Origin of the sequence: Candidatus Rickettsiella isopodorum (genome assembly GCF_001881495.1) — a bacterium.
Classification (GTDB): Bacteria; Pseudomonadota; Gammaproteobacteria; order Diplorickettsiales; family Diplorickettsiaceae; genus Aquirickettsiella; species Aquirickettsiella isopodorum.
Genome location: NZ_LUKY01000023.1, coordinates 1 through 12,628, shown reverse-complemented (window position 1 = coordinate 12,628; position 12,628 = coordinate 1). Strand labels below are relative to the sequence as shown.

The window sequence follows — 12,628 nt, the reverse complement described above, 5'->3', positions numbered from 1 at the left end:
ATTTTGAAAATCCAGAGTATGTTCCTTATGAGGAAAGGGATAATAATCCTTCTGGGACACAAGAAGAAAATGAATATGAAGAAGAGCCGCAGTATAGTAAGCCTGAGACACACAGATTAGGACAGTCTAGATTATTTTGTGAGCCTAAAGAATCATTAGCTCAAGCAGAATTTAAGTCTGCAAAGCATGAAAAAAATGCTGCGAAAAAAGATGAAAAATTAAAGAATCAAGCTTCATCCTTTCTTCGTTTTGGTATATAAAAATAAAAGGAGCTGTTTTCCTGCAAAATTAGTGAAGGTAAACTGGACAGTTAACAAGCCTACATAATTTTTACGTAAGATTGGTTACGTATTTGACGTAGCCAGTTTTTTAATGCTTGCTGGAATTTACGTTGATAAACTAGCTGCGCTGCTTGTTCACGTGAAACATTCTGTTTCGTTTGTAATTTTTGTGCTCGACCTAAAACTTGTACGATGTGCCAGCCAAACTGAGTTTGGAAAGGTAAGCTAATTTGATTGATGGCCAATTTTTTGATTTGTGCTTCAAAAGCGGGATCAAATAGGCCTGGTAAAGTCCAACCGAGATCGCCTCCTTTATAGGCAGAGCCGGGATCCTGAGAGTACTTTTTAGCGAGTGTAGCAAAATCACCACCACGCAGAATGTCTGCGCGAATTTCGTTAAGGCGTCTTTCTGCTTGCGTATTATTAAGCAAAGGAGAGGTTTTAATTAAAATATGTCGAGTATGTGTGGATGTCACATAATGAGCTGTGGTTGAATTATCGCCCCGTATTTCTAAAAGACGAATGAGATGAAAACCATTGCCAGCTTGGATGGGTTCTGTTACTTCCCCTGGCTTAAGTTTTTGTACAGGGATTTGAAAAATATCGGGTAAATCATTAAGGGGACGCCAACCTAAATCCCCACCCGTTAATGGAGGGTTAAATTTGTTTGCTTGGCCTATCAATTTTTGAAAAGAAGATCCGTTTTTTGCTTCTTGTAATAAGGATAAAGCAATGGCTTTTATGCGAGAAATATCAGCGGTAGATGGATTATTTGGAAATGGGATAAGTAAATCTTCAACATGGTAAGCTGTTTTTTGCGGAGTTGATTTAGGCATATGCGCTAACATATCCTTCGTTTCTTGATCTGTTACGGTAATTTTTGCAGCGACTTCATCTTGTTGTAGGCGATTTATAATCAGTTGTTGACGAATTTGTTGTCGATATTTTGCATAAGGTATATTTTCTTGTTGCAACTTTTCACGTAATTGCTCGAGTGTAAAACCATTGCGTTGCGCAATACCCATAATGGTTTTATCTAATGCAGCTTCGTTAATTTTTAATCCTGAATTAGCCGCTAATTGAAGCTGTAATTCATTGTCTATCATCTTATTAAGTACTTGTTTGCGAAAAGTTGCTGCATCTGGGATAGGTTTATTTTCAGAGAGCCATTGCTGTCGCGTTATTTCAATTTGTTCACTTAACTGTTGCTGCGTAATGACATTATTGTTAACCACAGCAACAATACGATCCAAGGTTTCAACGGCATATAAGGGGTTAGCAGATACTAAGCTAGTGAGTAAAATAATAAATGGAAAGATTTTTTTAAGAAAGTCCATAATCGCTCGTTACTAAAAATGGGTTGCACCAGACTGAAAATTATCAGTATAGCCAGGGATATTATTAGTTAAAAAGTTGGTTATATCACTGATGCCTACGGTACTCAAGCCTTTGAGTTGAAATTGGAAATAAACAACATTATTAAATATTGGGCTACTATTTTGATTTAAGGCAAAAAAAGTGCGCCCGGCCACAATTCGAAAGGCCCAACAACAGCTATCATATTGCAATCCATAGAAAAAGCTTTGTGAGTAATTATGACTAAAATTATAATTCCAACCGCCCACTGTGCTCCATTGATGCTTAAGTGGTGTTGCAAAAGAAAAGCCCAGCCGATTAAAATCATTTTGGTGACTATTGGGGGGTGTGGGAGGTGTTGTGACAAATAGATCGCCAAAACGAATACGCCCATAGTTGATATTAAACAGCTGATTAGGATGTGGATGATACTGTATGTTTGCAGCCGCATTAATAATGTCGTGACTTGTTGGATCCCAGGCAATATTCGCGGTAGTGCTCCATTGTGGATTGATATTGTAATTTAGCTGGCCGGCAATGGGAGAGAATTTTTCAGTCGGCGAAGTGGCGCCTGGTATTGTAAATGGGTTGGCGCACAAGGTTCCGGGTATACTTAATTGCCTTTCTAATGGGTTACATAAAAAGACGCGCCTATCTTTAAAATAATAGATTTCACCGATACTAGCTCTTAATTTTTCTTCGCCAGTGAATTGATCCAATAATCGAGTGGTGAGCGCAAAACTAATTTGATTGGCATCGCCGATACGATCAAAACCACTAAAACGGTTAGTCATAAAAAGACTATCATAGCTAAAAGGAATAAGTGCACTATCAAAAATAGGAATACTATTTTGATCACGATAAGGAACATTTAAATAAAATAGTCGAGGCTCTAAAGTTTGTAAAAAGGAATGTTCTCCCCAATGGGTTTTCCGATCAAAATACAAACCACTATCCACACTAAACAGAGGCGTCGTGCGCTGGATTTCGTGCTGATAACCATTGACTTGATTTATTATATTATAATGCGTCAGACTCAATTGAACTCGTGGAATGAGGTAAGCTTCTTTACTACGTATTGGATAACTGATGGAAGGGAAAATATTAAGTCGGAGTGCTTGCGGCGGTTTAACTAACTCACCAGGGTTATTTAAACGTTGAAAATAACTCAATTGATTGTTTATTTGAACCTTAAATCCATGAAAATTTTGTGTGGTACTATTTAAATCAATCTCAGGTAAACTATTATAAGGGTTATTCACGGGTGCTTGATTCAAAGGATGCAGTGTTTGATAGCGATTGATGCTCGTCGTAAAATTCCAAATATCACCGGTGTAATTTAATTGTGCTTGTTGTGCCAGTTGATTAATAGCGATAGTAGGGGGCTGGTTAAAATCCTCCAAATAATAATCATCGCCAACCCAATTAAAGTTTACTATGCTCGTCCAACGAGGAGCCCATAGACGCTGTTCTTGCCATGTAAAAGATTTTCTAGTAGTGCTTGGATAAATTAGTGGGTTGGTGTTGGGGTAAAGCAGAGGAATCTGATCAGCAAGCCGCGCCGCTGCTCGATCATAGGGAAGATAATTAGCAATGATCGTTCCTTGACTATCATGACTTAAATAACGAAATTGACCACCTAATTGTACGCCACGCTTGCTTAAAATAGTGGGTGTAAATAAAAAGTCATAATTGCTAGCCATATTCCAATAATAAGGAAATCCAATACTTATCCCCGATTGTGAAGAAGTTCCAAAGTTTGGGAATAAGAAGCCTGATTCACGTCTATCATCAATAGGAAAAGCAAGATAAGGACTGTATAAAATAGGTGTTCCCCGAAAATCCAACCAGGTATTGTAGGCTTTACCGCGACCATCATCACGGTTCAATATTATTTTTTTAGCGGAGAGTTTCCAGGTTGGATGAATGGGTGAACAAGTCGAGTAGGTACTATTATGTAAAATCATTAATCCAGGGTAAGTCTGTTCCACCGCACTGGCTGATCCCCAAGCATTAATCGGCATACCTTTGTTAGTGCCCATTAATATCGTGCTATTTCTTAATAAAATACGATAAATAATATCCGTAAGATAACCGCTTTGATTGTTTAAATTTAAATGGGCTTTTTTTGCTTTAATTAAAAGATTAGGCTCTTCGAGTTTAATTCCACCGAGTAGATCCATATTAGTAATTTTCCCTGTTTTCGGATCACGATAGAAATAAACTTGATCGGCATACAATATTCGGCCAGGTTGAGTAATAACGACATTACCACTTAAAGTAGAAGTCCCTTCAAATGAAAAATGAGATTGTGCGGCATCAATATGAGTAAAAGCTTGATTGAGTTTACTTAAAGAAGTTTGAGAATAAGCTTGTAAGGGATCTAAATAGTGTCCTTTGCAAATACCCAGTTGACTAGGTACCCAACCAAGTTGTTGTCCCATCGTCAATTCTGTCGTCAAGCCCGGTGAGACAAAACACAAAAAAGTAAAATAAATTAGCCATTGAATGATAACGAAATCTTTTTTTTGAGGAATTGAGCTCCTTTTTTTTCTATGGATCATTATTTTTTTAGCTCTCTTGCGCGGTTTAGCTAATATCTCGTCTTTATGAAAGCAAACGATCTATTTTTCGAAAATTAAAATCTAAACTATTCATACAAATTGATAGGCTAACTTAAGGGAGAAAATTATTGGATACACAATTATTCCCTTTAAAGCTTATATGGATAATATGCCCGTCAGCAGTTGTTTCAAATGAGGTTTGACAAGAACGAATGACAGTTTGGTGTGTATTCCAAGGCTCATCATAATTAGAGAAAAGATTTCCATTATCGGTGCGCAAAGGAGAACGTTTAGGATCGGGGATAGAATACATCGTTTTTCGGGTATACTGATAGATTCTATGACCATTGGGAAGTTGTATTCCTGTGTCAGGTTCCCCCCATTTAGAAATGAGCGCTTGAATATTTTTTCCTTGCCATGTATCAATTTTTTTTTGGTAGTTTGCTGTGCTAGCACAAGCATTTAATAAAAAGAATAGACAACCCATTAAAAAAAGACGCATATTATTTTTCCTTATAGAGTTAATTGTGATCGTAGTTCGGTTAATGTGAAGGCGTAATTTTCGGTATGAAAAATACCCGATCCTAAAATAAAAGTATCTGCACCCATTTTAGCGATTTCGCTAATATTATTTTTTTTAATCCCGCCATCCACACCTAAACGAATACTAGGTTTGTGTGTGGAAAGTAACTGTTTAGTGGCGGAAATTTTGTTTAAAACCTCAGGAATAAAATGTTGCTCAGCAAAACCGGGATTAACAGACATCATTAATATAAAATCTAAGTGATCCCAGAGGTTATTTAAACAATTTAATGACGTTAGAGGATTAATTGCTAATCCTGCTTTACAACCCAAATGACGAATTTGTTTTAAATTTTTAAGCACATCGCTACTGGCTTCAGGGTGAAAGATGATTTGATCAGCACCCGCTTTAGCAAAGGCATTAATTAAATTATCGACTGGATTTACCATTAAATGTACATCAAGAAAAGTCTTAGGTAGATGTTTGTGTAAAGCCTCGCAGACTAAGGGTCCAAATGTCAAATTAGGGACGAAATGATTATCCATGACATCAATATGCAAACTATCGGCACCCGCTTGCAATACCGCAGAGGATTCCTTCGCTAAGCAACCCATATCCGCAGATAAAATAGAGGCGGAAATAATTAAATTACGCATTATATTCCCTTAGCCGCACAGATACGATCGTAGGCAGCCTTGATATTTTGAGTTTTCTCAGTCGCTATTTTTATCATTTCTTCAGGTAAACCCTTGGCCAATAATTTATCAGGATGATGTTGGCTCATTTGCTTTCGGTAGGCTTTTTTTATTTCAGCGGGCGATGCTTGTTCAGAGATACCTAAGATAGCATAGGCATCTCTTAGATTCAGCTGATGAGATGAGTGCGATGATTGATAGTATCCTTGTTGTCTCTGACCAGAAGATTGTTGGCGGAAAGCTTGCTCAAAATTAAATAGATGCTCAAAAAAGCTAAAGTTGAGTGGCGCAAACCCTAGATATTGACAGATTTTCTGCAATACTCTTTGCTTATCTGCTGTGAGATGGCCTTCAGCCAGGGCCGTTTGCATTTGTATTTCTACAAAAAGCTTAAGTAATACCTTATTGCGATGGCAGGCTTGGACTAGCTTTTTTAAGGTTTCTTCTAAATTGAATGAGGCTTGTTTACCTTGATTAAAAAGGTCGATAGCCTTTTGACGCATGGTTTCGGTAAGACCTAAGCGATTCATGATGGCTCTAGCCGCTTGAATTTCTGCTTCAGAAATCCGCCCATCTAATTTTGCGATATGTCCCATTACCAAGAACGTACTATTAAAAAAAACTTGTTGTGCGACGTTTGGATTGACAGAAGAAAAAGTCCAGCCCTGGTTTTGCCTAAGGCCACGGTCAAAGAGATGCCCAATAATGACACCTAATATAAGCCCAAATGGTCCTGCAAAAAGAAAACCAAAAAAACCTCCAACAAGTTTGCCCCATATATTCATGATTAAACCTAACTCATAAAAATTCGACTATATAGTCTTTTTACTTAAATTTTGTCCATGACCCAGATATTTCTCATAGGTAGATACTTCAAGAAGGCATCATTTTTGTGATTCCTCATCTCCTCTGAGATTCCATATTTCGAGAAAATAGGTAAGAATAAAGGAAAATAACAATAGGATGCTTCTACCAAGAGGTATAAGACTAACAGGATATTATCTTGTCTTAAAGTTGAATAAGCGATAAGCTCACCATTAAATACTAATTATAATTTTATTAAGTCATGCGATTCTTATATACAATAATTTTTTATTTATTTTTGCCGTTTATTTTATTGCGTTTATGGATAAAAAATCGTAAAAATCCTAATGGATTGCAATTTTGGCATGAGCGTCTAGGCTTAGGCCTACGACATCCTTTGCCATCCGGTGGGATTTGGGTGCATGCCGTTTCAGTCGGCGAATCCTTGACGGCCATACCATTGATCAAGCGGATACAGCAACGTTATCCATCGCTACCTATTATTGTGACCAATGAGACAGCAACAGGTGCCGAACGTATCCGTGTTGCATTGGGAAACAGTATAACCCCGCTTTATTTTCCTTATGATTTACCCTTAATCTTGAGGAAATTCTTTAAGGCACTACAACCAAAATTACTGATTTTGTTAGAAACGGAGCTTTGGCCCAACCTTCTAGCCGCGTGTCAGTTGTATCAAGTGCCGGTAGCCCTTGTCAATGCCCGTTTATCTGAACGCTCCGCTTTATCCTATCGGCGTATTTTGCCGATAACACAAGCCATGTTAAAGAGCATTAATGTTATTTCAGCTCAGTTTCAAGCTGACGCGGAGCGTTTTATTGACCTTGGTTTCTCGCCTGAGCGAATACACATTACCGGTAGTCTTAAATTTGATGTGACGTTGCCAAGAAATTTACTGGAACAGGCCCAGCAATGGCAGAAAATTTGGGGAGAAAATCGGCTTGTTTGGATTGCGGCGAGCACTCATCCTGGTGAAGAAGAATTGATTCTTCAGGTGTTTAAGCAGGTGCGTCATTATTTCCCAGACTTATTATTAGTTTCGATACCCCGACACGTGGATCGAGCTTCTCAATTAGAACAGCTATATCGCAGTCAAAACTATAACATTAACAAGCGTAGCGATCATAAGCGCGATCTGAACGATATCGATGTTTTGATCGGTGATACGATGGGTGAATTACTTATTTTTTATGCGGCAGCGGATCTGGCTTTTGTGGGTGGAAGTCTCGTTGAAAAAGGCGGTCAAAACCCTCTTGAGCCGGCTGCCGTTGGCCTCCCTATATTAACCGGCCCTTATACTTTTAATTTTGCAACCATTACGGAACAGCTGAAACAGCGAAATGCAGCAATTCAGGTAAATAACGCGACAGAGCTAGCAGAGCAGGTTATTTCTTTGTTGTCTGATCCAGTACGACGCCAGAACATGGGTCGGGAAGCTAAAAAGTTTGTGGAAGAAAATAAAGGATCGGTGTTAAAACAAATGCAATTAATTGAAAGTTTATTAATAATTTAATTTTTCTATGTACTCTGGAATTACACAAGGTTTATTTGTTGTAAAGTCACTCACTAAACGACCAGGATTATTCCATTATAGTGTCGTATTAAATGAAGAACTAGTAAAAAATTTAAAAACGGGTGCGAGTATTTCTATAGATGGCGTTTGTCAAACCGTCGTTGCGAAGAATGGAATTGAAGTCAGTTTTGATGCAATGCAAGAAACCTTAGTCAAAACTACTTTAAATGAACTTTTTGTTGGAAGAAAAGTCAGTGTGGAGAGGAGTCTAGTCTATGGTGATGAAATAGGAGGACATGAACTGAGTGGCCATGTATTGGAGACAGGAAAAGTTATCGATAAAAAAATTAGTGGAGAGAATTTGTGTTTGTCTATTCAATGTTCTGTCGCTTGTTTCGCTTTTGTTAAACCGAAAGGTTATATCGCGGTGGATGGTTCTAGTTTAACTGTAGGATTGACGAATAAAAAACAACCTAGTTTTGAAGTGTATTTAATTCCCGAAACATTACGCAAAACCAATTTTTCCGATAAAAATGTGGGTGATAATGTTAATATCGAACCTGATATGAAAACGATGGTATTAGTTGAAACTGTACAGAGTTATTTTTCTAATATTGATGACCGATTAACAGTCATAGAAAAAAAGCTATAGCAGATCTCAACAAACAAGCGTGGAATTTAAAATAAAATAGCCAAAATGTCTGTTAATCGCTTAATTGTATAAGTCGGATGAAGCGCTAGACAAGCTTTTTCATCCCCATAACCATATTCTGCCCAACAAGAGTCAGCACCAATATTTTTTGCAAATAGTAAATCAGCCGGTGTATCGCCGACCATTAAGATTTGTGTTGGATTTATGTGGTTAAATTTTGGTTTGATGAAATCAGTATAGGCCATAGGATCCGGTTTTTTTCTCAGTGTTTTAGTATCGCCGATGACCATGGCAATATATTGCTTTAATTCAAAACGTACTAGAGCGGTGTCCACCGCAGCAACGGCTTTGTTGCTGACCACGGTAAGAATGAAACCCGCTGCATGAAGTTGCGCTAATGTTTCTGCAGCTTTAGGGAATGGCGCACTTTTATCCTCACCTTCAGCTAAATAGATCGTTTCGTATGTATTTAATAAGTGATGAATTTGTTGCTGTGTGAGATCGGGACTAAGAACTTCTAAGGTTTTTTCCATGCCTAGGCCTGCTCGAATTGTTTCGTCGATGAAGTTATGATTTGGTATGGTCTTATGTAACGTCTCATACGTTCGCTTAATGCAAAATAATATGGCTTCATGCGTGGCGCAAAGTGTGCCATCAAAATCAAGGATAAGTAATTTATAATTATTCATAATTGAGCAGCTTAGGTGAAAAAGACCGAAAATCAACGAATACTCAATAAAAGTGTAGCTTATTATGGGTTTAGCGGTAAAGAAAATTAAGCTAGATAGGAAAACTGATTATTGAATGAGCTAGAAAAATGAGAGATTTCATCCCTCAATGCTTGCCATGCAATTAATGAATGAGTTTTCCCTTTAAAGAATGAAAAAAGGCCCCAGGGATCCCTATGTTGGGCAAGAAGTTTCCAAGTATCATGTTGATTTAATTGATTAGAAATAGTATTGATTGGTTTGTCGCTAGCAATGTCCTTGGCGAGGCTTCTAAATAGGCTAGCTTTTTCTGAACCATTTTTTCGAAAACATTTCGGTTTGTCAAGATGGGTTAGTATTTCTGAAATAATAGTTTGAAGATTGATTCGAGTTTGAATTTCTTTATCATAGTTTGAGTTTAGCGCAGATTTAGAAGGGAGGTATTCTATATAAGGAATTTCTAGATTTATTAGATCAATAGCTGAATTATTTTTTAGTACAGAAAACGCGTTATCCAAGGATCGTGCACTTATGGGAAAAAGATATATTTTTTTGGATAATTGTCTTCCAGTGAAAATTTGTGCACAACATAATGGCGCGCTATTTTCCGACAAATTTTCAGGTATTTCATAGCCAAAATTTATATTTTTCGATGAACCGATACAAAATAAAGTGATTAAATTTTTATTATAGTCTTTAATTAAATTAGATTGATTATCAATTTTGAAGCGAGAATTATTTTGAATAATTTCAACTAACTTTATATCAATACCGAATTTTTTTAAGGCGTTTAAAAACTTAATTTTATTTTCATGATTAAAATGTAATGAACTGTTAACGCTTAGCTTAACAATAGAGTTTTTTAAATCTGATTCTAGTTGACTTAAATTTATCTTTTGAAAATTCTTTTGAATAAAACGAATTTGAAAATGAAATTTTCTGTCTTCTTTACTCTTGATATCACAAATAAAGAGCGATTGATTGTCAAAAATATGGAAATACTTAGTAAAAAAATTTAGCTTTATATCCGAGTTAGACATATTTTTTCATAAAAATTATCATTGTTTATTATTGCTAATAATATAACATAATTTTATAAAATAAATCTATTTTAACTTAGCGATAGTTAACTAGGATCGAATATAATCTAGAATAGATGAACTCTATTTTAATTTCCGTGAAAAGGACGGTCTATGAAAGGCTTAGTATGGTTTCGTGAAGATCTAAGATTACATGACAATACGGCACTCTATCATGCTGCTCAACAATGTCCAGAAGGTATTATAGGGATTTATATCATCGATGTCAGCTTTTGGCAAAAGCATCATATGGCTGTGTGTCGTGTCCAATTTATACTTACTGGGTTGTTAGTATTAAGTCAGAGTTTACAGTTGAGAGGCATTCCTTTATTAATTAAACAAGTAAAAAAAACCGCGGATATTGCTCAAGCATTATATCAATACGCAAAAAAATATAAGCTTGATACTTTGTTTTTTAATAAACAATATGAAATAGACGAAAAAAAACGCGATCAAGCCGTTTGTAATTATTTAGGTCGATATGGGATTAAATGTAACGCTTACGATGATCAGGCCATATTACCACCAGGCATAGTCCAAACTAAGCAAGGTAAAACTTTTAGTGTCTTTACGCCGTTTAAACGTGCCTACTTACAATTGCTATTGAATAATCAAAATATAATTCCACATTACTCGCTCCCCAAACTACAACCTACACTAGGCATTCGATCGAGTAAAGTTCCACTAAAGTTAATTGGTTTTTCCTCTACTATTATTTGGCCTTCTGGTGAAAAAGAAGCGCAACGGCGCTTAAAACAATTTATAGCTAATGGCTTATTTAATTATCACAAAACCCGCGATTTTCCAGCATTGGGGGGGACAAGTTTATTATCACCTTATCTGTCGGCAGGAATGATCTCACCACGCCAATGTTTACTCGATGCATTAATGGCTAATCAAGGTGAATATAACTCTGGAAATAAAGGGGCTATTACGTGGATAAACGAATTAATCTGGCGTGATTTTTATAAGCATTTATTAGCTACAGTACCACGTTTATCAATGCATCAACCCTACCGATTAGAGACTGAAAAATTAAAATGGCGCTATAATGCAAAACAATTAGTCGCTTGGCAACAAGGCAATACCGGTTATCCTATGGTTGATGCCGGCATGCGCCAATTAAAGCAAATTGGTTGGATGCATAATCGCTTACGTATGATAGTTGCGATGTTTTTAACTAAAAATTTGTTTTTTGATTGGCGCATTGGCGAAGATTTTTTTATTCGTCATTTGATCGATGGAGATTTAGCAGCCAATAACGGGGGTTGGCAATGGAGCGCATCTACGGGGACAGATGCGGCACCTTATTTTCGAATTTTTAATCCACTTCGACAAAGCGAACGTTTTGATCCCCAAGGGGATTTTATTCGTCAATATTGCCCTGAGCTACGTTCATTTGATGCACGATCAATTCACGACCCGTATCAGCGAGCACCGGCGCTTGCTTTACACAGCGGTTACCCAAAGCCTATCATTGATTTTAAAACTTCTCGGATTGCCACGATTAAGGCTTTTAAAATGCTTTAATGTCTATTGGAAAATTTAAAAATTCTTGACTAAAATTTTCTCATTTAAAGGCAAAATGTATGCTATCAAAAAGAAAAGAAATAATTATCCATCGGGTGTTATTCGTCCTGATGATAGGTAGGTGGTTTGCCATTATGTAACGACCCCCATAGATTTTTTGTTGATTATAATTTTTGAAATCCAAAAGTTTTAGAGTTAATTATTTTTTGTTGTTTTTCAACTTTTCTAATAGTTTTATTTAATTTTTCATTAGAAGAAGAGGGTACAACCGGGTTTTTTAAAGATTTCCGAGCAATCAGATCAAAAAGCATAAGTGTGCTATGAAGATTCGGTGGTTCTATAGGCGAAGAAAGAACGTGCTGATTCGGTTTTTTCGCTCTCGATTCACTTTGTTGGTAGGGAGATAGTGATATTGCTTTTGTAGTCGGTTTAAAGTTTTCTTGATGAGTTAACTGAGGCGTTACTAAGAAATTTATCTTTTTATTCGAATTTGAAACGTTAAAAAAAGTTTTCTTTAGCTTAGCGACTTCTGGTTTAGAAAAGTTGGGTGCTCGAAACTGATTTTTAATGGGTTTGGTTAATGCCTTCAGATTATTTTGAGCCGAATAGTTCGGCATAGTTCGCTTGTGAAAATTCAACTTATTTTTATTTTGAACAGAGTCATTCTTTTCAATAAGGAATTTAGCTTTTTCCTTCTGAACAGAGAGAGGCGAATTTGTTTTTTTCTTTTTATCTTTTGTTTGATTGATGTTTTTCTTACCACGATAAGCTTTCATTTCTGAATCGTTATATTTTTTTAAATAATCGTCGGCCATTGCTAAGATGCGGTTTTCCTCCTCAATGCTACTAGCTTGAGAAGCATGTTTCCTATCATGAAAAAATGTTTGATTGATTTGTTTAGAATTT

At 36.5% G+C, this 12,628-nt stretch carries 12 protein-coding genes; 4 read left to right on the top strand and 8 right to left on the bottom strand.

Annotated features, from left to right (window positions below; all coding sequences use genetic code 11):
- Positions 1-260, top strand: a 260-nt coding sequence (locus tag A1D18_RS06805; RefSeq protein ID WP_171910796.1) for a hypothetical protein, incomplete at its 5' end; no start/stop codon positions are given.
- Positions 261-319: 59 nt separating this feature from the next.
- Here A1D18_RS06805 and A1D18_RS00265 read toward each other — a convergent pair.
- The 5 genes from A1D18_RS00265 to djlA form a co-directional block, all read right to left on the bottom strand.
- Complete coding sequence (locus tag A1D18_RS00265) at positions 320-1,618, bottom strand: peptidylprolyl isomerase (RefSeq protein WP_071661826.1); 1,299 nt, start codon at positions 1,616-1,618, stop codon at positions 320-322.
- Between the two features lie 12 nt (positions 1,619-1,630).
- Positions 1,631-4,081, bottom strand: coding sequence for an LPS-assembly protein LptD (locus tag A1D18_RS00260; protein WP_245756760.1), 2,451 nt, complete (start codon positions 4,079-4,081; stop codon positions 1,631-1,633).
- A gap of 232 nt (positions 4,082-4,313) precedes the next feature.
- Complete coding sequence (locus A1D18_RS00255) at positions 4,314-4,703, bottom strand: hypothetical protein (RefSeq protein ID WP_071661824.1); 390 nt, start codon at positions 4,701-4,703, stop codon at positions 4,314-4,316.
- A gap of 11 nt (positions 4,704-4,714) precedes the next feature.
- A complete protein-coding gene (rpe, locus tag A1D18_RS00250) occupies positions 4,715-5,380 on the bottom strand; it encodes a ribulose-phosphate 3-epimerase (protein ID WP_071661823.1) in 666 nt (221 codons plus the stop codon).
- Positions 5,380-6,204: a co-chaperone DjlA gene (gene djlA / locus A1D18_RS00245; RefSeq protein WP_071661822.1), complete on the bottom strand. Its 825-nt coding sequence runs from the start codon at positions 6,202-6,204 to the stop codon at positions 5,380-5,382. The genes rpe and djlA overlap by 1 nt, the downstream gene beginning before the upstream one ends.
- A gap of 281 nt (positions 6,205-6,485) precedes the next feature.
- Between djlA and waaA the strand changes: the two genes are divergently transcribed.
- Together waaA and A1D18_RS00235 are read left to right on the top strand one after the other, a co-directional pair.
- Positions 6,486-7,754: a lipid IV(A) 3-deoxy-D-manno-octulosonic acid transferase gene (gene waaA / locus A1D18_RS00240; protein ID WP_071661821.1), complete on the top strand. Its 1,269-nt coding sequence runs from the start codon at positions 6,486-6,488 to the stop codon at positions 7,752-7,754.
- Between the two features lie 7 nt (positions 7,755-7,761).
- Positions 7,762-8,406, top strand: coding sequence for a riboflavin synthase (locus A1D18_RS00235; protein ID WP_071661820.1), 645 nt, complete (start codon positions 7,762-7,764; stop codon positions 8,404-8,406).
- A 26-nt stretch (positions 8,407-8,432) separates the two neighbouring features.
- On the opposite strand, the gene A1D18_RS00230 is transcribed toward A1D18_RS00235, so the two are convergent.
- On the bottom strand, positions 8,433-9,095 hold the full coding sequence (locus A1D18_RS00230; RefSeq protein WP_071661819.1) for an HAD family hydrolase: 663 nt from the start codon (positions 9,093-9,095) through the stop codon (positions 8,433-8,435).
- Between the two features lie 86 nt (positions 9,096-9,181).
- Positions 9,182-10,153 carry a hypothetical protein gene (locus tag A1D18_RS00225; protein WP_071661818.1) on the bottom strand — a complete coding sequence of 324 codons (972 nt, stop codon included), beginning with the start codon at positions 10,151-10,153 and terminating at the stop codon, positions 9,182-9,184.
- 153 nt (positions 10,154-10,306) lie between these two features.
- On the opposite strand from A1D18_RS00225, the gene phrB reads away from it, so the two are divergent.
- Entirely contained in the window at positions 10,307-11,722 is a 1,416-nt protein-coding gene (phrB, locus tag A1D18_RS00220; RefSeq protein ID WP_071661817.1) for a deoxyribodipyrimidine photo-lyase, read from the top strand.
- 164 nt (positions 11,723-11,886) lie between these two features.
- Here the strand turns inward: phrB and A1D18_RS06800 are convergent.
- The coding region (locus tag A1D18_RS06800) for a hypothetical protein (protein ID WP_171910795.1) at positions 11,887-12,628 on the bottom strand (742 nt) is incomplete at its 5' end.